We start from the raw sequence: 21,404 nt of genomic DNA on the forward strand, positions 1-21,404 counted from the left end.
TGGTTTATTTATCGTTTGTTTTGAGGGATATAGTTTTTGTAATTTATGAATCGACCTTCATTAGGCGTATATCTACATTCTCTTGAATGCACGTAAACATCTATAAATAGTAAAGGTGTTTCTCCTTCTTTAATAGGCATTCCTTTCTGATCTAAGAGTTCAAAATAACCACCAACATAATGAGGGTCATGTTTCTTTCTCTTTTTATTTCGAGCACCAATATCAAATTTCACAAAAGCTCTACCGGTAACATCTAACTCGATGCCTCCGTATGCCCTCCAAATTCCTTGATCTTTATCCCGCTTGGTAAGTACTGCATTTTTGTTAACTAATATGGCCCAATCTCTACCTCTGTCCTCATTATGGCCTAATGTGACCCTATATTTTACTTTGGTATTAGGTTTACCTTGTATGATGAACGTGGATTGAACTCCCTGACAATATTCTGTATGTCCATGGTTTATTCCCGGTGTTCCTCGATAATCAAACCCGGTTTCGTCATTTTGGGTAACTCTTGCGTTGGTAATTCTGGGTACAGTATCGTCATCACAAACGTCACCAACACCATCATCATCATAATCCAACTGGGCTGGGTTATAAGTGTATCTACAGTTATCATCGAAAGTACTTACTCCATCACCAAAATCTGGTATACCATCATTATCCGAATCATTATCTTCGGGATATTCGCCTAATAGCTGTCGTGTGATTACTGCTTCATTCGCAGCGTCAATCAATAGACTATTTCTACCCGTATGAGAACGAGCATCAGAAACTCTAACACCTTTGTTCTGATCGGGTCCATCCCCATCCACTGGTATTTTAAAATTGAAATGTCCTTCATTGGTAGTAAGGGCATCATAATCCTCAAAGTTATCCGCTCCCATATCCACATATTGACTATTAGATGCTACTGCTGTAGGAAGTGTATAATTGTAGCCAAACTGAGCTGATGAATATCTATTTAATGCATCTCTATTTTCTAACTCAACCCCGTAAGGACTATATTGAGTCACCTGACTAGCAAATGTCCATTTATTAGAAGTATCTTCTGGATCAATCGCTGGTTCCCATTTTTCGGCAGTTAAATTATAAAATGGAGTGAAGTCTTTAAAATACCCCTCGCGACGTATATTGGTCTTGACTGTCGCTGTATTCAATGTAACTGGAACTCGTTCCGTTAGATACGCATACGAATTATTCGCTCTCCATTCACCCTTGACATTATATACATATGGATTAAAGAAATAATTTTCGATTGGAGTATCTCTCAAATCAGCAGAAGATGTCACACTACGCGGTAAAAATGGTAATTCACTATCACATTGACAATTCCAGAAATCATCATAGGTCACAGCACTGGCATTAATCATACGCAGTCCATTTGTTGCAGCAATAGTAGCAGGTTGACTAAACGTACTGGAATTAAGTTTATTTATATAGTTGTTTTGATCATCTTTTATAGGGTTTTTCATTAAAGTAACCGATGCCATACTTGCCAACTGCTGGTTTCGATATCCTGATCGTATAATCTTAAAAGAAACTGTATTACCTAACCCTAAGTCAGTTTTCATTTTGCCTTCAATATCCATGAATTGTACCCCATTACCTGAGCTATTGAATCCGACAACCCATACTCGTTTAGCAGTATCTCCATCAGTCACAAATAATTCATCTCCAAGAGTTAGGTATCGATTAGCATTAGTCATCGTATAGTATTGTCCAGATTTGCTAAGCTTACCTTGAACTCCCAAGTTCTTAGATGCTTGTGCCATATTATCATAGGACCAATAAGCTGGGAAATTAAAATTGAAGTACTCATCATCATACTCGTTGATCGTACGAGTTAATAGTATTTCTCCAGTTTGTGCATCCCAAGCTTCGTTAATCGTACTTACTTGTGAACCAACATCAATTGCTATCTTTTCTTTTAATAACGCTGTTGTATGAATTACTTTAGTGGTAATCGCAGAATGTGCAACATTTTCTACTTGAGATCTCGAAGGAAAGGAATTAGGGACAATAACAGGAATAAACCCTAGAAAAAAAGCAACAACATTTCCTTTATATCCTGTAGTATTCGCTTTGTTATAACTTTCTCTAAAATCTGTTACTACATCATAATCCACTCCTATTTGCCTATCATTTTTTACGGTTCCATCCGGATAAATTACAGATACTCTATTGTTTAATACCGTTTCATCATCACTTGCAGTACTGTACTTATAGGTAACCGAAGAAATAGGTTCTGTAGCGCCTTCAGAAAATACCTCTTGAGAACGGGATTTTCCATTCATATCATTCGTATGAATAACAAACCCTTGGGATAAAGCAAACTCATTTCTTACTTTAACTTTTAGTCCTATCAGTCCTTTTAGCATATTTTTCAAAAACTGATTCTGATCAGAAGCAAAATTATTATCGTTGAGCTTTGTATAGTCTACTTTTGTTGGAAAATCTTTGGAAGTAAAGAATTGATGAACTACTTTTCCTGTAGCATGTTTCGTGATATTATCCCGATCTAAGTTCTTGACAGTAACTTGGCTATAGGTCACTGTTGCAGAAGGGAAAAACTCAGCCCCAAATGGTTTTTCAATATAGCTTACTTCTCTTGGGGCGATTAATCGTTCTCCTTTGTTATAAAAAGGTTGTACCAATGGATTTTCCTTACTTTGATTGGGCTCATAGGTTGCTACTCCACTAGAACTTCCGTCTTTTAATGTATAGTCATAGGTCTGACCATAGGCTTTGGTATATTCTGCTTCCTCTTTGTTGAGCATTTGGTTCCATTGGTCTTTCAATACAAGCTTATTTACCCTTGCACCTCCACCAAGCTTACTAGCGGTAGGATTTGATAAACGAATCCATGATTTTTCCGGTATGAATCGCTGTGAACATAGGTATTCATAACCTCTTAATTTTAAATTAGGCCCTTTAAAAATATCTTTAACGGCATTAAAACTTCCTATTACTTTTTTTGCAATGGATTCTATATTCTCAGTTTTGTAATCTGTATTCAGACCATATACTTTTCCATTCATGTATTTCCTTCCAAAGTATAATCCAGCCTTTGTGATAGGGTTTGTTTTCTCTATTCTTCCTAAAGCTCCTCCTTCCACATCGGTCATCTTCATAGGAATAGCAGCATACATCTCTTGATTAGCCTTAAATACTTTTACATTTCCATCCCTTTCAAAATAACCGGTTACATAATCATATTCATTACTGGAAGTACTTACTGCACCTTCTTTGGTCATGTTCAATAGAAAACGAAAGTATATTGGTTTATCGGTCTGTTCTTTTAAATATTTTTTATTAAAATAAAAATTACCATCTGTTTCAGCTGGTAGTTTGACATATAAATACTTAGGATCTTTGTTCAGGACAAAAGGTTGATATAAAGAAGTATTAAATAAATCTTCCGGACCATTGCCTGAACCCAAACCTTCTCCTTTTCCTACTCCTACTACTTTAAACATTTGCATAGCAGACTTATCCTGTACATATTGATAATCATCACTTTCTTGTGTAATTTCCATACGCCCACCTGATGGCATATCAATAGAGGTTAAAGACCAAGCTGTAGCATATTCATCCTGAGTATTCCGATCTCGTTGTTGTACATATGGAAACTCTGGAGCTGTAATAGGGTCTAATGTATTACACCCTCCAGTATTAGGTTTGTAATTGCCCCAGATATCATAGGATTTTAAATTATAATCTGGATTGAACCCTTCATAATTAAATTTATAGGGAGTATATTTCCCCATTTTAGACCCTCTATATGTAAAATAAACTGACGCTAAGGTTAATTTACCTCCTTCATTATTTTCATCTACACGTGCCAGATTATTTTTGATGCCTTTACATAGCTTATAATTATAGTCAAAATGCACCGTTTTAATAGCTGTAAGTTCTTGTTGAGTAGGATCATTTGACAAATCATCATCCTCTAAAACCTCTTGATATTTTACATATTCCGGCTTAGAATAAAGGGCAATACTATCTATTTTTTTCATCTTACCCGAAGATGTAATATCACCACCTCCGTTTTCTCCAGCCACACCTCTTCCATCTTTTCTATCGGATAAATAAAACAAAGCAACATGAGTCTTTGTAGTAATTTTTTTAAGATATTTGATTTCTTTTTCTCCGTAAACATAACTCCCTTTCTGATCGTTTGGCAAGGAATTAAAACCTACATTATAAGAAGCTTCATTTTCGCCAAAGGGAACTCTCCATTTATAAATATCTTCAATTTTGGTATAGTCAAATTCGGTATACCCACCTAAATCATCGTCTGTAGGACCATCCCCCGTAAGATCCTCATAATCTGTCGATAAAACAGAAGATAACAGGTAGGTATGTGCGTACTCGGGAGTCTTCACCTTATTATAAAAATGATCTATTCCGCTTTCATTAGAAGAGGTATTCTCTCCCGAATTATAGGTTACAATACCTGTTGCACAATCGAAATCTGTACTATTTGTAGCAAATGTTACTTCTTGTTTATCCAGATTATAAGCGGTCTCACCAAAAACATATGTAGCCCCATCCGATTTAAGTACTCTGATTTCTCCAGTATGATGAGGTTTTGCTTTAGAATTTATTCTTTGTTCATAGTAATCTTTTTTGTAAAAATGCTTAAGATCTTCTGCACTTATTTTTTGTACTGTTTGGTTACGACGCTTTCGATGTGTTCTTTGAAACTTACTATTAAAATCTAATCTAGAGTAATTTACCTCGCCATTAACATATTGTTTTTTTACAAAAGCATTTTCAGCCGATTTATTAAAACTTTTGTCACTGCCACTTATTCCAAGTGTTATCGGTGCATACCCCCCTAAATCATCAAATAACTCTTGATCCTGATCTACCCCAGGTTCTCCTATGTATTTAAAAAACACAGGTTCATAGTCAATTGATTTGCCCGCTTCTTGTATATCTTCTCTTTCTTGTTTAAAATAGTTAAGTGCTTTGGTATCCCATACTCCGGTTCTGGTCTCTGTAGGCGCCTTTGTAAAATTTACTCCGGCATGAAACGAAGAAGCTGCTTCTACTTCTACACCTAGTGAAAAACTCTTACTTTCGTCTTGAACCAGTGGGTCATTAATCTGTCCTACCTGACTTCTATAGGGACGAAACATTCCGGCAATTCCCTGCCCATTTACGGAGTATAAATCATATGTATAGCTTGTTGTAGGTAGTGCTAAAAGAGATTTACTGATTTCCTGATCGTTTTCACGATTGTAATCCAATACGTCATTAGTTCCCGCGTGTCCGGTAAATTCATATCCATAAGCCTTTTCTACCTTATATGGGTCTTTTAGTTTTTGAACTGCCCCCATAGCAGATATCTCAATCTCTCCATCTAATCCCCAAACTGAAGGCCCTAAAGACAAGGATACGGTACCTGAGTAATTAGATAGAGAGTTTCTCTTTCTGGGGGTTAAGGTTGGTTTTTGAAAAGACACGGATCCATAACCTCCTAATCCAAAATATGAATTAACATTTAGGCTTCCCATAGCAGTTTGCTGTTCTCCTATCTTAAATTCACTGGATTTTAAACTACTCGACATATTAAAGTCCATTAGCCCTCGATTCGAATTATAAGAGATCCCGGCTTCTATATTTCCGTTTATCGCTATTCCTTCTATTTCTCCTAATTTACCTCCTGCCGAAACATTAGGGTTGACACTTACTCCGTCAGTAACTGAATTCTCCACACTTACCCCGGCTTTAACCGCATCCCCTAAACTAAATGTCAACCCGGCAGATGGTGTAAAAGACAATCCGCTATAATTATTGTATCTCAAGTTTACTCCTAGCTTAAACTTCAATCCATTACCATCTGAATCACCACCAGAACTACTTCCTGAGTCTTTAGAAGTACCTTCACCTAAACCATCAGGTTTTTCAATACCAAATATTTGCGGATCCAATTCTGCTTTTAGCCCAACCGTAACATTGTTTCGCAATTTATTTTCATAGATCATCTCATCTCCTTTGAAATCATCTGGGATACCACGAACCTGTCGGTTAATTTGTCCAACATTAAGGTTCCATCCTAATCCTACCCAAGAAGCTTCCTGATCCATGGTAATCCCAGAATCATACGCTAGGTTTAATGGATATCCCCCAACATCCATAATAGGAATGTTATAGTTAAAATTACCTGATGACAGATTTATCATATCAGATGTGCCAACTGGAGTAAAAGAGTTAAATTCAGGTTGTGATGGCCCGCTAGTTAATGCATACAACTGTAATGGTTGTAAGGTTTGAATAATAAGTTGAATAGCTAAATAACAAGCTATCACCTTCGATAATTCACTAGTTCGAATACTTTGATTCATTGCTTCGCTTTACGTTTTTTTGATTTATGAGTGCACTTAATGTATCAGCGAAGAAAAATGTTACCCCTTTTTTCGAAAAAAATTAAAAAAAGTTATTTTGCATATCTGTACCCTTGCTATTTCAAAGCATGCAGCCCATACTAGTATGGGATTGACACCTTCAAGAAGTGGCTAGAGGTATTACCGAAGTACCTATAGGGGTTACCATAAGGGTTTGTCTTGTCCTGAAATAGTTAAAGCCCCTACCGAAAGGGGTAAAAGTAGTTGTAAAAGAGGGAATTATATAAAACAAAAAGCCTAAATTCTTATCAAAGAATTCAGGCTTTTTGATAATTATTCTTTTAAAATTTTATCTGACCATAAATTTTAAAGTTATTGGTTCTTTTCTAATTTCTTGTATCATGATCAAATACATTCCTGATTTCAATGGTTTATCAAACTGTATAAGATGATTTTGGGATACATTAGATATGCTAGATTCCCTAATTAATTTACCTGTAACATCGTATACTGTATAAGAAAAACTATTCTGTATTCCGGAAAGGTTTATCTGATTACCATTAGAAACTGTTGGGTATAAAATGATATTGTTTTGAGACTCTATATTGATATCTGTATTAGAACCAATTCCTGATTTTAACGTACTACTACTTTCTCTTTTTCTTTGCTTAAATCTACTCTGATTGGTCTCACGACATCTAACACCTCCCGAATCTCTGATTACCGTATACCTGTCATCTGAATTTGGTCTTGTTTTAGCCTGGTTTATAACCCCTTTACATATTAAGTAATGAAGTATGAAATAATCATAATTTCTATCTCCTACTTTAAATAATAAAGGGTTTCCATCTAACACAAATCCATCTTCATAATTAGTTACTTTTTTTAGATTATGTGTAAGTCCTCCTAGATATTCTAAAGCTGTATTGTTCATAATATGAACGCTTTCTACTTGTTTTAAAGTTTTTAATGCATCTAGATTGGTTATATCACCAGGTATTTCTTCTTTTATAATCAGTCTACCATTAATAATATTGTAATTAAAAGCATCAACTTCTTCTTGTGACTTAAGAATTACATCGTTATTCTCAATAATATTACAAGAATCAACCATCTCTTTTGCAGAAGGAAATAAAGGACCGTTATTAGAAATTCGATCTAAGCTTATAGGAAATGTTAATCCACCAATATAACTGGGTTCTATAAGTTTTGATATTCCACAGGCATTTTCTAATCCGGTATTATCTTTAATTCTAAACCCATCCTGGATTGCTTGTATGCCAGAGAGTCCATCCAACGTTTTTAAGGAAGGGTTAGCCGTAATGATTACATTCCCAGGAACCAAGCCTATCCCCGAAAGTGCATCGATATTAATAAGGTTTTGGTTATTATTAATATGAATATCACAATACCTAAAAAGATCGAGGCCAATAGAATTTAAACCATCCAGATTAACTAGGCTTTGATTATTGCTAATATATAGATGCCCACTAATGACCTTAAGAGCTGAAAAACCTTCCAAACTTACTAAAGAAGGATTGTCTACTATGGTAAGTCTACTACCAATTGCTGTTAGGTTTTCTAAATTACCTATACCGATAAGATTACTATTATTCTGTATGACAAGCCTTTTTCTCAAAGCACTTAGATTAGATAACCCTCCTAAATCAGTTAAAGCTGAATTGTTAAGTACAGATAGGTTTCCGGTCACCGTCGTAAGATTTGATAAGCCATTTAGGTTTTTGATCTCACCTGTCGATGATTCCTCAATCGTAAGATTACCATTAATTTTACAGTAGTTAAAATTATCAATATCAGACTGAGTGCTAAGCGTTAAATTACTATTAAGAATTCTACAATTATTACAAGTATCGATAATCTTCTCAACAGTGCTTGTGTTTTCAGAATTATCCTCAATTGCAATAAATCCTTTTATAATGGCATTTGGGTCTTCTAACAATTGAATAATCCCACATGCACTTTCTAAGTTTGAGTTATTTTTTATTTCCAGATTATCAATTACGCTATTTATATTAGATAAAGGATCCAAGTTTTTAAGCCTTTGATTATTTATAAATCTAACACTCACATTAATACTTGTTATATTCTCTAATCCTTCAATATTTTCTAAATAAGGATTATCCACAAAATCTAACGTTACAAAGTTACCACTGAGCGCAGCAGATATTCCTTTTACATTATTAAGGTAATTATTTTTTTGGATATATAATCCACCTCTAATCTCTGTTAATCCCGATAAATCATCTAGATTATTTAGGTAGGTTTTTCTAATTACTAAACTACGAACACTCGTTACTCCTGCAAGAGGTCTTAGGTTATATAACCTATTATTGATTATTCTTAAATGACCTCCTACATACGTTAGCTTACTAAGACCATTCAGATTGGTCATATTAAGGTTCGCTGTAACCGAAAGATACTCTCCAGTTCTTTCTAGGTTTGTAAAACCGTCTAAACTTTTAAGTCCTGTATTCCAGTGGATACTTAATCCTCCGTGCAATGTTTTCAGCTTATTGAAGGCTTTAAGTGAAGTAATCTTATGATTATTATGGATTCTTAGGTTTCCTATAACTCTTTGTACATTAGATAATCCTGAAATATCATTCAGATCAGCATTACCCATAATTTCTAATGATCCATTAATTGTAACAACTCCGGAGAGTCCATATAGACTCTCAAGCTTTTTATTACTATTAATATATAAACCTCCGCCAAGTTTTTGTAAGGTTTCTAATGGAGAAAGATCAGTTATACTGCCTGCTACACCTTCCTGAATAATTAAATCTCCAGTAATCTCAGTGTAACTGAAATCATTTATTTTTTCTTGTGATGTAAGGGTTAGGTTTCCAGAGTGAACTTTCTGAGCTAATAAAACATTACTGCTTATTAGCATGATAATTGCTAAAAATAACTTCTTCATTACTTTTTTGTTTTCAAATTTATTTGGGGCCTATTGTATTCCATATGAAAAGTATAATCACTTCTCATATTATTTTTCCGTTTGCAAAAAAAATAAATTAAATAATACCCGACTTGTCAAAAACTTATTTTTCGACATATGGCCCTATTTACTGGGTGTAATACTAATAACTAATTATATATACTTAATAATAAACCAATTAAACACGGCTACTTTTTCCCTTTATAAACATGTTTTATCGTTCAATTTTATGATACTTTAAAAAATTGATATTATTAATAATACAAGCTTAATGTATTAAAGGGTATAAATGTTACCTTTTATATCCTTTAAAACGATAATATAAGAATCCGAAGAACACAATCCCTGATATGAATATTAAAACCATGTACCAATTCCAATCATTTTGATCCAAGTCCAATGTACCTGTATCTCCAATTAGATAAAATCCACCCCAATAAAATGGATCTGTCTGATATACATTTGCTTTAGCCAGGAAATCTAATTTGGCTTGTTGTAGCGCCTTAGCTTTATTCATTCCCTTTTTTAGATTGGTATAGAAATTTTTCATTAGCTGAGGAGTAGTTTCATCAGAAACCTCCCAGTTGGTCAACACCAAACTTTTGGTCCCTGCATATTGAAACGCTCTACCTAAACTCATAACTCCTTCTCCTTTGGATATTTTTCCTGCTCCAGTGTTACAAGCACTAAGCACAGCTAATTCCGCAGGAATACTTAAATTATATATTTCCTGATTATAGAGATAATTATCCTGAATCGAATCCTGCACTTGGGTAAAATATAATTTTGAATTTTCAGGGTTCTTGTCATCTAATTCACCGTGTACCGCCAAATGCAGAAATGTATAACGATTAGCATTTTTTTTGAAATTAGATTCTATTGCAGTATCACCATAAAAATATGTTCCTTCTACAATGCTGGAAATTGCTTTAATTTCTTCTCTTGCTCCCGGAAGATCAGATTTAGAGCTCCTTAATGTATTTAGTGTTATCTCCTTGTTTTCTGAAACAGCATCAACATCTGAAAACGAAAATGCTAAACATTCATTTAAAATGTTATCATTATTTATATTATCCCTAAAATACAAATCTGCAGAATTAGCATAGCTAATCACTTTTTTTCTTAGAAAATAAGGCAAATCCCCGGAAGAAACATCCTGTGAACTTTGTGCCGTTAATAACAAATCAAAATTAAGATGCCACAGCGCACCATCTGGTACTATAATTAAGTTTTCATTATTTCCCGGAACAGTAATAGGGTTAATTAATGCAGTATATAATTCATACCCAAGCTTTTTGTATGTCTCTATATCCTTGACTACGATAGCCTCTCTAAATTTAATGATCTTTTCGTCTAGTTTATCTATTTTAATTTCTTCAACAGAAAAACTATTTTTTGAAATACTAAAAACATACATCTTAGTATCTGTAATAAAATACTCTACCAAAGAAGTGTTTTCTGATATTTTATTCTGAATTTTTGTTACTAAAATTATAGAATTATCATATTTAAGCAGGTGATATTTGGGGTATTCTTTTTCAATTTCTTTTAATAAAGAGTCTTTTTTTCTGGAGTAAGAAAAAACCAAATCAAAATACGGACTCAACTTAGCAGAATCTTCGGCTTCCTTGCTGATATTATATTCTTGCAACTTTGATGAATACAATGCTAGTTTAGACCGAGTATCGTATAATGTTTTAAGTTTTTCCTCAGGAATATCTGCAAATCTTTCTGCTTTTGTTTTTCTCAGTTGTTCATCTAATAGGCGAGCTTTATTTTTCTCTGAAAAATAAAATGCATCATTTAAATACTCTTTATCGTCTAACTGGTTATACAACATTATAGATAATGAAATAGCATCATTATACACATCTGCTGCAATTTTTTCCAAGGATGTTTTATCTTTTATTGACACATATGAGTTTCTAGTTTGATCAATTAAAGAATCACATAGAGCTAAGTTTTTCCGGGATAGCAAAAGATCTGGAGTATTATTAAGTTTTTCTCCTTTGATTTTTAAAGATTTTGCCTTCCCATATATAGCGGTTAACAATGTACTACTATTAAAATAATCCGTAGGCTCGGGAAAGGCATCCAGAGAAACGTCTTTGAATTTTTCAGTCCCGGAAACAATTGCATTATGATATTCTTGTATCGCATCAGAATACTTTTGGTTTGCTAAGTAAATTCTTGCTTTATTAATATAACATTCAGCAGTTCTCTGGTTTTTTAATCCAAAATTTTTCAGGGCAATATCCAGATTTTTTTGGTAAAATTCGTTTGCCTTTTGATACTCACCTTTACGCTCAAAAAGCTGACCTAATTCATCATTAGGAAACAACATCTCTCTACTGTACTCACCCACAATTTTCCTAATTAGTTTATGAGCTTTTGTTAAATAACTAAAGGATATGTTATATTGTTTTTGAGTTCTGTATGTGCCTCCAATATTTGCAATTACATTTGCAGTATACAAGTTTTCATCACCATAAATATTTTGATAAATCTTTAATGCTTTAGTATAATTTTTCAAAGCCTGATCAGTTTTACCCAATTTTGTATACTGAGTGCCGATCCCATCATAAACTAAAGCAAAACTTTCATCTCCTTCTTCTAAAGCTTCATTGAAAATATTAAGAGCCTTTTGGTAATATTGTAAGGCCAAATCATCTTCACCTATATAACTATAGTTGTTTCCAAAATTGTAATAGCTATCTGCAACATAAGGGTGTTTTTCTCCAAAGGTTTCGATATCAAGTTGTATTGTTTTTTTGTAGTATGGAATTGCGTGCTTAAACAAACCACTTCTACTATATAAAATAGCTAAGTTTAAGTAAGGTGTACTAAGTTCATTGTTTTCACCTTTATCGTATAATTTTTGATTAATCTCAATCGCCAAATCATAATATAACTCTGCTTTATCTACCAGGTCAATATTATCATAATCCATGGCGATATAGTTATACAAAACGGCTGTCTGTATATTATCTTTACCCTTAATTTTTTTAATAATGGGTAAAGCCTTTGTATAGTTTTTCAAAGCTTCTTTATATTGGTTTTTTTCACCATAAGCCTCACCCATCCTAATTAAAGCATACGCTTTTTCTAAGGTTTCTGAACTTAATTTTTCTTCTCCTATATCCAGCACCCGATTAGAAAACAAAATTGTATTATCAAAATCTTTTAGCATATAATAACTGCGGGCTACTTTATTAAGACTTTGAGCTTGTTTTTTCCAAACTCGTTGATCCGCATACACCATCGCAGCTTTTTCAAATAGAACAATAGATTTTTTATACTCTCGCTGTTTTAGTAATGTATCTCCTTCTGTAAAATATTTATAAGCCTGTAAAGTATCTTTTTTAGTCTGGGCATTTAACCAAAAAACAGAACAAATCAATATTAGGAATAAAATTTGATGGGGTAAACTACGTTGTTTAGTCATATTAATCTATATTCTAGATTTCTATTAGATAGCTTATTATAACTACATAAGTAGTCAAAAAAATAAATATGTTACTTTTATACTTTAATTTTTTTTCTCAAAAAACGTAACAAATCATCTTTATATTACATTAATCAATGAATAACCATAAACAAGACAGTATTATTCGTGGAATTGTTACAGGAGATCAAACAATTATCAAAGCGTTTTATGAAACACATTTGCCTCAGGTAAAAAGCTATATCCTAAAAAACTCTGGTAGCGAGGATGACGCAGAAGATATTTTCCAGGACGCTATGGTTTTTATGTATGAAAAACTGGAAAATAATTCTTTGCAGGTCTCCTCTGCATTAGGCACCTATGTATATTCTGTCTGTAAAAATATGTGGATGAATAAACTTAGAAGAAATAAAAAAATGATAAATCACGAAGGTATATTATCAGTATCATCGGCTGATGATGCAGATATTATTGATGCTATTAGTGAGAAAGAAAGGAAATATATCTATCAAAAATATTTTTTGAAATTAGGAACCAGTTGTCAAGAAATTCTTTCTCTTTTTTTTCAGGGAATGACTATGAAAGAAATTGCTGCTAAAAAAGTATATTCTGAAGCTTATGCGAGAAAGAAAAAATTTGAATGTAAAAACAAACTTGTGAAGATGGTAATGACTGATCCGGCTTTTGATGAACTTAGAACTAATATAGAATAGCTTTGAAATATGGAAAGGACACAAGAATTATTTGAACGGATAGAAGCATATATTGATGGTACTTTGTTGGACAAAGAATTAGTTAATTTTGAAAATGAAATAAAATCAAATCCAGAACTTAAAGAACAAATTAAAATACATAAGGAGCTAAAAGTTAATTTAAAAGATCAAAAGTCTATTGATTTTAGGAAAAAGCTAATTAATGTAAGCCAAGAGTTAAAAAAGAAAGAAGAGAGTAAAAAATCAAATAGTTTTTCATTTTGGAAAATAGCAGCATCAATCGCAGTCTTAGTTGGATTATCTACATTTCTTTGGTTGAACAATAACAAAAGCTACGAACAAGATTTATTTGCTACCTATTATGTATCTTATCCAATTGGTGATATTAAAAGAGGTTCTGAAACCAATACTAATCAAGATTTCAAAACAATTGTTTTACAATATAAAGCTAAAGAATATCAAAAAGTTATAGCCCCTTTAGAAAACCTAGTAGATCAAAACCCTAAGGATGAGGCTCTAAAACTATGTTTAGGCAATAGTTACTTAAACACCAATCAGTTTATAAAAGCAGAGTCTTTATTTGCAAATTTTTCTGAAAATAGTGAGTATTATAATGATGCTCTGTGGTTTTTATCCCTGACTTACCTCAAAATGGAAAAATCCGATAAAACAATTCCTTTATTAAAAGAATTGGTTACTTACAATAGTATTTATAAAAAAACTGCAACTTCCTTACTCAAAGATTTACAAGAGAAATAATATAAAAAAGGAAAAAGTCCAAAGGTCTGGAAACGACCTATTGAACTTTTTCATAATTGATAGTCAGTCAGTGAAATAATTACTTATTCAAAGATAACAACTATTTCTTCTAACTTGGTTACTGTAAAACAGCAAACTTTTTATGGACGGTTCTATTTACCTGCTTTTATTTCGTAAACAGCTACTGTATTTGATACTTCATGAGTAACAATAATAAGATCATTCCCTGTCGGACTGTCCTCTACCTCTACTACTATCAAGCCTTCTGGCGAAATATCCGCTCCATCTCTAAGCCACTCTAAAAATACCGGATGAAATGGGTTAGAAATATCATACACCATAACACCACCTGTTCTTTCTAAACCTACAAACAAAAGTGTATTACGTCCTACCTTTAACGTTTCTACAGCTTCAGGCTCTGCTCCTTTATCATCTGATCTTTTGTCTGCATTTCCTCCTTCATTATTATTAAAAGCCCCTGGATCTAATTCGAAAATGGTTTTATCTATCTCATCACCGCTATCATAAATTTTAGCACCCTATGTAGACCATATGGTAAAAGATCTTCCTCCATAGATATAAATCTCATCATAATCATTTAGGTCAAAAGAGTTAAAAACGCCTAAAATAGAAAAAGTAAAAAGAATCGTTTTGTTATGAGTTTTCATTGTTGATGAAGTTTTATATGATTAAAACCTCAAAATGTTAGCAAAGAATGTATCCTAAGTGTTACTTTAGGAATAAATAAAAGCACTGCCTCCCCTATTTAAGTTAAGATTATCTAACTAAAGAAGGCTTGCAGTACTGCAAGCCTTCTTCTTTATTAATATTTTATCTTATGATTATTTCTGTATAACTATTTTTTTCATCATAGTCTTATCTTCTTCAATAATCCTAAGTAGATAAATCCCTTCTGACATTTCTCCCATATTACTCATATCATAGTCTAAAGTATTTGCTCCAGCAGTTAATTGGTTATTTACTAGAGATCCAATATTTCTTCCAGAAAGGTTATGTAATGAAATGATAACATTTTGATCTTTTTTAGAATTAAGATCTATTGATAGTTTTCCTCCTGGTCTAACAATAGTAGGAAACACCATTATAGACTCAGTAGAATCACAATCACTATTATCAACAAAAACTGTAACTTCATCAGAGTCACTACAATCACCTATTGTAACCGTAACATCATATGCTGTGGTACTTTTAGGAAACACGGTAATGCTTCTGGTTGTCTCACCCGTAGACCATAAATAAGAATCTCCAAGCGATGCAGTGAGTTTAGCTCCTACTCCAGAACCTACGCAAAAAGTCTGATCTCTTCCTGCACTTACTTCTATTTCTGCAATGTTGACAACAACCTCATCGGTTGCTTCGCAATCTTTACAATCTTTAACAGTCACTGTATACGTTGTAGTATTATCAGGAGATACTGTAATGGTTGGTGTTGTTTCTCCTGTAGACCATAAATATGAAACTTCACTAGGTTCTGAAGAGATACACTCTCCAATATTTATATTAAAATCTCCTCTATTATAATCACTGTCTGTAGTATCAAACCAACCAGATCCACCATATTTACCTATTTCATCCTCTGTAGTATTTGCCCCATTACCTAATTGAAATGAAGGGCCTTTTCGAGTAATATTAAAAGACCAGGAACCATCTGCCAAACCAATTGAACCCGATACATCTGTATAATATATCCATCCATCTGCATTTTCTTGATTACAAAAATGTTCTTTTGGGCTGCCAGCAGGAACTTCAGAAGTTCTTCCGGAATATACAACATCAACTTCTAAAAATAGTTGATCATCATTATTATCTACAACTGTTCCTTTTAGAGTAGCAGTACCATCAGCAAGTTCTGCCCATTCTAAATCCACATTAGAAAACCTTCGTACTATGTTATTAGCATCATCTTTTAGCCAAAGTACATAGTATAGATCCTTTTCGCAACGGTATGTGTTCTCAATCCCATAAACCAAACAATCCCCGCATGTGGATTCTCCGGAAATAGAAGCTGTAAGCGTTACTTCTTCTCCTGGGCAGGTATTTTGATCAGTGCCCGCATTTACCTGTAAATCACAAGGATTTCCTATAACATTAAAACCGGTAATAAAAACAAAAATGATCAGTAAAGAAATCATTTTGGTTATCGCATTAAGCTTAAAAGTAATTTTTGACATCGTATTATTTTTTAATTTAATTATGGTTAATTTATTCCATGTAAACAGTGATAACACTGTACAGTTAGTTATTGCAAATAGGTATTTATCTATTTGTAATATATGTCCTCAAAATTTAATTAAAATGTTCGCGAAAGAATTTTTTGTACAATCATGATCAGGGGCTTTTAGATTTTAGTTAGTGAACTAATGTAAACATAAACCGTTGAACATAAGCAAGAAAAGTTATAAAAACCGTTGAAACGGACTATTTATTCTTTAAAAAACACATTTTCAATATTACGTGTAAGAAAAATATCTCAGTAATATGCATGGTATTTTCATAAAACACTGACAAGTAGAAACATAACAATGATTATTTATTATATCCAAAACGCTTTAATTGTCGTTCATTACTTCTCCAATTTTTATTTACTTTGACATATAGCTCTATATGTATCTTTTTCCCGAAGAACTTTTCTAACTCTTTACGTGCTTCTGTTCCAACTTTTTTAAGGGCAGATCCTTTATGTCCGATAATAATTCCTTTTTGGGAGTCTCTTTCTACCATAATTACAGAACGAATTCTGATGATATCATCATCCTCAAAAAACTCTTCAGTTTCAACTTCTACAGAATATGGTATTTCCTTTTTGTAGTACAATAATATTTTTTCACGAATGGCTTCGTTTACAAAAAAGCGTTCAGGCTTATCAGTTAACTGGTCTTTAGAATAAAACGGCGGTGAAGAAGGTAATAATTCTACAATACGCTCGAATACTTCCTTGACATTAAAATTCTCCAAAGCCGAAATTGGATACATCTCAGCATTTGGTACTTTTTCTTTCCAAAGTTGCACTTGCTCTTCTAATTGCTCCTGGTTAGATTGGTCAATTTTATTAAGCAATAGAAATACCGGAATTTTCGCATTTGTAATCTTATTAAAAAAAGCTTCATCCTTTAACTCTTTTTCACCAATCTCTACCATATAAATTAGTATGTCTGCATCTTCAAAAGCAGATTTCACAAAACCCATCATGGATTCTTGCAACTCATAAGCAGGTTTGATAATCCCAGGAGTATCAGATAAAATCATCTGAAAGTCATCACCATTCACAATCCCCAGAATTCGGTGTCTGGTGGTTTGCGCTTTAGAAGTAATGATTGATAGCTTTTCTCCTATAAAAGCATTCATCAAAGTAGATTTACCCACATTAGGGTTACCAATAATATTAACAAAACCAGCTTTATGAGACATAGAAATTATTTTATACTGCAAAAGTAGGGCATTCTATTGGCTTACAGTAATATTAAGCTTTGAGTTTTTCAAAATAAACTTTAGCCATTGCATTCACTTTTGGTGCTAATATTAATCCTGATAGCACGGTCGGAATTGCCATTAACGCAAAAGCACTATCAATTAAGTTAATAGCAAAATCAATTTTGACCACTGCGGCCACCACAATAGAAGCTATATAGATGTAGTTATAATACTTTCCGTATTTAGGTTTTGTTAAAAATCCCAGGCAGGTTGTTCCATAATATGAATAAGAGAATAATGTAGAAAGTGCAAACACCAAAACCATAACAATTACTACAATATCTCCTAACCCATATGGTAAAACGGAATTAAATGCTTGTAATGTAAGTGAAATCCCGTTACTTTCTGAGTTTTTCCAAACTCCGGTAGATAGGATTGCTAAAGCTGTAAGAGTACAAACCAATAACGTATCAATTGCAGGACCGATCATTGCTACTAATCCTTCTCGTATAGGTTCTTTGGTTTTTGCAGTACCGTGCATCATTGGTGCTGTTCCTACACCGGCTTCATTAGAAAAAGAACCTCTCTTTATGCCCGTTTTGATTAAATACCCTAAAGCACCTCCTGCAACTGCTTTTCCAGAAAAAGCATCAGAAAATATCAATACAAACATTTCAGGTACTTCTTCAATTTGTAATATAAGAATGGTAATCACAGTAATAAAATATAATATCACCATAAAAGGAACTAGTCTACTCGCTACCAAACCAATTCTTTTTATTCCTCCTAACACAACTAAAGAAGCTAAAATTGCCAAGGTAATACCTATATATAACTTATCGGCTTCTTGCAAATTCATTACATCTACTACTGTTTGTGTCATTTGATTGGCTGTAAATGCAGGTAGTGTACCTACTAATCCGGCCAGTGCAAAAAAGATAGCAAGAGGCTTCCAATGCCTCCCTAAACCTTTAGTGATCACATACATTGGCCCTCCAAGCAAGCTTCCATCTTTTTCTTCAGAACGATACATCACTGATAATGAACAGGTATAAAATTTGGTTGCCATACCAATCACAGCACTGATCCACATCCAGAATACTGCTCCGGGGCCTCCTGTGGCAATCGCCACAGCCACTCCACTAATATTACCCATACCCACAGTAGCTGCTATCGCAGATGATAATGCCTGAAAATGACTTAATTGCCCGGGGTCATTTTCATCATCATATTTACCTCTAAGTATATCTATCGCATGTCTAAAATATAGGAAAGGTGTAAATCGCGAATAGATCAAAAAGAAAAGACCACCACCAATTAGTAATACTAGAAGAGGCCAATCCCAAACCCATTTACTGAAATCTGCAACAAGACCTTCAAGTGTTTTGAACATAATATCATTTTGGTGATACTATAAAAGTAAAATAATTCTCTAATAAAATAGCTAACAAATAAAGGTTATTGATATTTTGTTCCTCGGCATCTTCAAATCCTTGAAATCATTGTTTTTTCTTTATAAAAAGTGTATTTTCAAGCCACTCAAGTATTACTTAACACTTCACTTAATTTAGATTCTATGACTGATCTGGAAATTGCCAAAAAAGTAACTTTAAAACATATTGATACTATTACCACAAAATTCGGAGTTGATCCAAGGGAGATTGAACACTATGGCAAATACAAAGCTAAACTGCCATTATCTAATATTGATAAAAAGAATGCAGCTAATAGTAATCTGATTCTCGTGTCCGCTATTTCACCAACTCCTGCTGGAGAAGGAAAAACTACTATGTCTATCGGACTTTCTGAAGGACTTAACCAGCTAGGCAAAAAAACTACTGTGGTACTACGTGAACCTTCATTAGGGCCTGTTTTTGGGATTAAAGGTGGGGCTACAGGAGGAGGATACTCGCAAGTACTCCCTATGGAGGATATCAATCTTCATTTTACAGGAGATTTTGCGGCTATCGAAAAAGCGCATAATCTTTTAGCTGCCATCATCGATAACAATATTCAAAGTAAAGCAAATACCCTAGGTTTAGATCCACGAACAGTTATTTGGAAACGAGTAATGGATCTTAATGACCGTGCACTGCGCAGGGTGATTGTAGGGTTAGGAGGAACTACATACGGTATTCCTCGAGAAACCGGATTTGATATCACAGCAGCTTCAGAAATCATGGCTATTCTTTGTTTGGCAGAAGATCTGACAGATCTAAAAAAACGATTAGGGAATATCTTTATAGGATATACTTTTGATAAAAAACCGGTGTACACTTGTGACCTAAGGGCTGAAGGCGCTATGGCTGTATTGCTCAAAGATGCTATCAAACCAAACCTGGTGCAAACGATCGAAGGCAACCCTGCTATTATTCATGGTGGACCTTTTGCCAATATTGCACAAGGAACTAATTCTGTGATTGCTACCAGGATGGGTATGAGTTTTTCTGATTATACAGTAACAGAAGCAGGGTTTGGTTTTGACCTGGGCGCTGAGAAGTTTTTTGATATTAAATGTCAGAGTGCAGGATTATCTCCAAAAGCCGTGGTACTTACTACTACCATTAGAGCATTGAAATATCACGGAGGCGCAAAACTTGATGCACTCACTACGCCAAATACAGAAGCACTTAGAAAAGGAATCCCGAACCTTGAAAAACATCTGGAAAACATTCATAAATTTAATGTAAGCCCGGTAATTGCAATCAATAAATTTTTGACAGACACTGACGAAGAAATTAGTATGATTCTGGATTTTGCTGCATCAGTTGGAGTACGAGTAGCTATAGCAGAAGTTTGGGCTAAAGGAGGTGCAGGAGCTCTTGATTTGGCTAAAAAAGTAATAGAAGTAGTAGAAGCTTGTAACCAACCTTTTACTCCTATGTATGATTGGAACAATGAGGTTCCTGCCAAAATCGAAACTATTGCAAAAGAAATATATGGCGCCAAACATGTGGACTACACTGCCAAAGCTAAAAAGGATTTAAAAACCATTTCTGCTCTGGGGTTAGATCATTTACCCGTATGTATTGCCAAAACTCAGAAATCATTATCTGACAATCCCGTATTATTGGGGCGGCCCAAAGATTTCATTATCACCGTGCGAGAGATTGAAATCGCTGCTGGCGCAGGCTTTTTGGTACCCATTACAGGTAATATTATGCGTATGCCAGGATTACCGGCTCACCCGGCTTCAGAACAAATTAATATCGATAATAAGGGTAATATTACTGGGTTGTTTTAGTAACCCTACTATTCTGCCCTAATAAACCTGGGTTTATCGATACCACGATCATACATAATAATACTTCCGGCTACAGCTACATTAATACTCAACTCTGAGCTGAACTGTACTAAAAAGTGTGATTTGTCTATCGCTTTTTTTGAGAGTCCGTGATCTTCGGCTCCTAATAAATATACACAGCGTTTTGGATGCTTAAAAGTCTCCAGAGGTTCTGCATCTTCAGTTTTCTCTACTCCTACCAACATCGCTCCTTTGGGCAGGTGCTTAAAGAAATCTTCAAAGGTATCATAATGAAAATATGGCATAGCTTTTACCGCATTATGTGTATCGCTAGCTTGTTTAGCATATCGGTTACCAATGGTAAAGATAAAACTAGCTCCCATATTCTGAGCAGAACGCCAGAGTACACCAAGATTCTCCGGAGTTTTACCATTCTGAATCCCAATACCAAAAAATTCGTTTTCGAAGTTATCTATCATACCGTAAAAATAGA

General features: G+C 33.9%; 12 protein-coding genes. 3 read left to right on the plus strand and 9 right to left on the minus strand.

All coding sequences use genetic code 11. The features are described from left to right. Positions 1 to 8: 8 nt before the first annotated feature. The 3 genes from J8M14_RS11310 to J8M14_RS11320 all read right to left on the minus strand — a co-directional run bounded on the left by J8M14_RS11310 (position 9) and on the right by J8M14_RS11320 (position 12,763). On the minus strand, positions 9 to 6,356 hold the full coding sequence (locus tag J8M14_RS11310; RefSeq protein WP_211074735.1) for a hypothetical protein: 6,348 nt from the start codon (positions 6,354 to 6,356) through the stop codon (positions 9 to 11). Between the two features lie 349 nt (positions 6,357 to 6,705). Further along, positions 6,706 to 9,297, minus strand: coding sequence for a T9SS type A sorting domain-containing protein (locus J8M14_RS11315; RefSeq protein WP_211074736.1), 2,592 nt, complete (start codon positions 9,295 to 9,297; stop codon positions 6,706 to 6,708). A gap of 313 nt (positions 9,298 to 9,610) precedes the next feature. Further along, positions 9,611 to 12,763, minus strand: coding sequence for a CHAT domain-containing tetratricopeptide repeat protein (locus J8M14_RS11320; RefSeq protein WP_211074737.1), 3,153 nt, complete (start codon positions 12,761 to 12,763; stop codon positions 9,611 to 9,613). Between the two features lie 137 nt (positions 12,764 to 12,900). Between J8M14_RS11320 and J8M14_RS11325 the strand changes: the two genes are divergently transcribed. Both J8M14_RS11325 and J8M14_RS11330 read left to right on the plus strand, forming a co-directional pair. Next, positions 12,901 to 13,476 (plus strand): sigma-70 family RNA polymerase sigma factor, encoded by a 576-nt coding sequence (locus J8M14_RS11325; RefSeq protein ID WP_211074738.1) that lies wholly within the window; start codon positions 12,901 to 12,903, stop codon positions 13,474 to 13,476. A gap of 9 nt (positions 13,477 to 13,485) precedes the next feature. After that, positions 13,486 to 14,235: a hypothetical protein gene (locus J8M14_RS11330; protein WP_211074739.1), complete on the plus strand. Its 750-nt coding sequence runs from the start codon at positions 13,486 to 13,488 to the stop codon at positions 14,233 to 14,235. Positions 14,236 to 14,387: 152 nt separating this feature from the next. Here the strand turns inward: J8M14_RS11330 and J8M14_RS11335 are convergent, their stop codons facing one another. The 5 genes from J8M14_RS11335 to J8M14_RS11350 all read right to left on the minus strand — a co-directional run bounded on the left by J8M14_RS11335 (position 14,388) and on the right by J8M14_RS11350 (position 19,060). After that, complete coding sequence (locus tag J8M14_RS11335) at positions 14,388 to 14,609, minus strand: hypothetical protein (RefSeq protein WP_211074740.1); 222 nt, start codon at positions 14,607 to 14,609, stop codon at positions 14,388 to 14,390. A 165-nt stretch (positions 14,610 to 14,774) separates the two neighbouring features. Next, positions 14,775 to 14,903, minus strand: a complete 129-nt coding sequence (locus tag J8M14_RS23295) for a hypothetical protein (RefSeq protein WP_282100256.1) — start codon at positions 14,901 to 14,903, stop codon at positions 14,775 to 14,777. A 174-nt stretch (positions 14,904 to 15,077) separates the two neighbouring features. Beyond that, complete coding sequence (locus J8M14_RS11340; protein WP_211074741.1) at positions 15,078 to 16,427, minus strand: T9SS type A sorting domain-containing protein; 1,350 nt, start codon at positions 16,425 to 16,427, stop codon at positions 15,078 to 15,080. A 355-nt stretch (positions 16,428 to 16,782) separates the two neighbouring features. Then, the gene (gene era, locus J8M14_RS11345; RefSeq protein ID WP_211074742.1) at positions 16,783 to 17,664 is read right to left on the minus strand and encodes a GTPase Era; all 882 of its coding nucleotides are present in this window, start codon (positions 17,662 to 17,664) and stop codon (positions 16,783 to 16,785) included. A gap of 52 nt (positions 17,665 to 17,716) precedes the next feature. Then, positions 17,717 to 19,060 (minus strand): alanine/glycine:cation symporter family protein, encoded by a 1,344-nt coding sequence (locus J8M14_RS11350; RefSeq protein ID WP_211074743.1) that lies wholly within the window; start codon positions 19,058 to 19,060, stop codon positions 17,717 to 17,719. Positions 19,061 to 19,243: 183 nt separating this feature from the next. Here J8M14_RS11350 and J8M14_RS11355 point away from each other — a divergent pair, with 183 nt between their 5' ends. After that, positions 19,244 to 20,911 (plus strand): formate--tetrahydrofolate ligase, encoded by a 1,668-nt coding sequence (locus J8M14_RS11355; protein ID WP_211074744.1) that lies wholly within the window; start codon positions 19,244 to 19,246, stop codon positions 20,909 to 20,911. Between the two features lie 8 nt (positions 20,912 to 20,919). On the opposite strand, the gene J8M14_RS11360 is transcribed toward J8M14_RS11355, so the two are convergent. Beyond that, positions 20,920 to 21,390 (minus strand): RNA methyltransferase, encoded by a 471-nt coding sequence (locus J8M14_RS11360; protein WP_211074745.1) that lies wholly within the window; start codon positions 21,388 to 21,390, stop codon positions 20,920 to 20,922. Between the last annotated feature and the right edge of the window lie 14 nt (positions 21,391 to 21,404).

This window comes from Aquimarina sp. MMG016, assembly GCF_018100805.1.
In the GTDB taxonomy this organism is placed as follows: Bacteria; Bacteroidota; Bacteroidia; order Flavobacteriales; family Flavobacteriaceae; genus Aquimarina.

What these genes read in the sequence shown, in the direction of transcription:
- J8M14_RS11310 (WP_211074735.1), bottom strand. Translation starts at nt 6,356, where the DNA reads ATGAATCAAAGTATTCGAACTAGTGAATTATCGAAGGTGATAGCTTGT.
- J8M14_RS11315 (WP_211074736.1), bottom strand. Translation starts at nt 9,297, where the DNA reads ATGAAGAAGTTATTTTTAGCAATTATCATGCTAATAAGCAGTAATGTT.
- J8M14_RS11320 (WP_211074737.1), bottom strand. Translation starts at nt 12,763, where the DNA reads ATGACTAAACAACGTAGTTTACCCCATCAAATTTTATTCCTAATATTG.
- J8M14_RS11325 (WP_211074738.1), top strand. Translation starts at nt 12,901, where the DNA reads ATGAATAACCATAAACAAGACAGTATTATTCGTGGAATTGTTACAGGA.
- J8M14_RS11330 (WP_211074739.1), top strand. Translation starts at nt 13,486, where the DNA reads ATGGAAAGGACACAAGAATTATTTGAACGGATAGAAGCATATATTGAT.
- J8M14_RS23295 (WP_282100256.1), bottom strand. Translation starts at nt 14,903, where the DNA reads ATGAAAACTCATAACAAAACGATTCTTTTTACTTTTTCTATTTTAGGC.
- J8M14_RS11340 (WP_211074741.1), bottom strand. Translation starts at nt 16,427, where the DNA reads ATGTCAAAAATTACTTTTAAGCTTAATGCGATAACCAAAATGATTTCT.
- era (WP_211074742.1), bottom strand. Translation starts at nt 17,664, where the DNA reads ATGTCTCATAAAGCTGGTTTTGTTAATATTATTGGTAACCCTAATGTG.
- J8M14_RS11350 (WP_211074743.1), bottom strand. Translation starts at nt 19,060, where the DNA reads ATGTTCAAAACACTTGAAGGTCTTGTTGCAGATTTCAGTAAATGGGTT.
- J8M14_RS11355 (WP_211074744.1), top strand. Translation starts at nt 19,244, where the DNA reads ATGACTGATCTGGAAATTGCCAAAAAAGTAACTTTAAAACATATTGAT.
- J8M14_RS11360 (WP_211074745.1), bottom strand. Translation starts at nt 21,390, where the DNA reads ATGATAGATAACTTCGAAAACGAATTTTTTGGTATTGGGATTCAGAAT.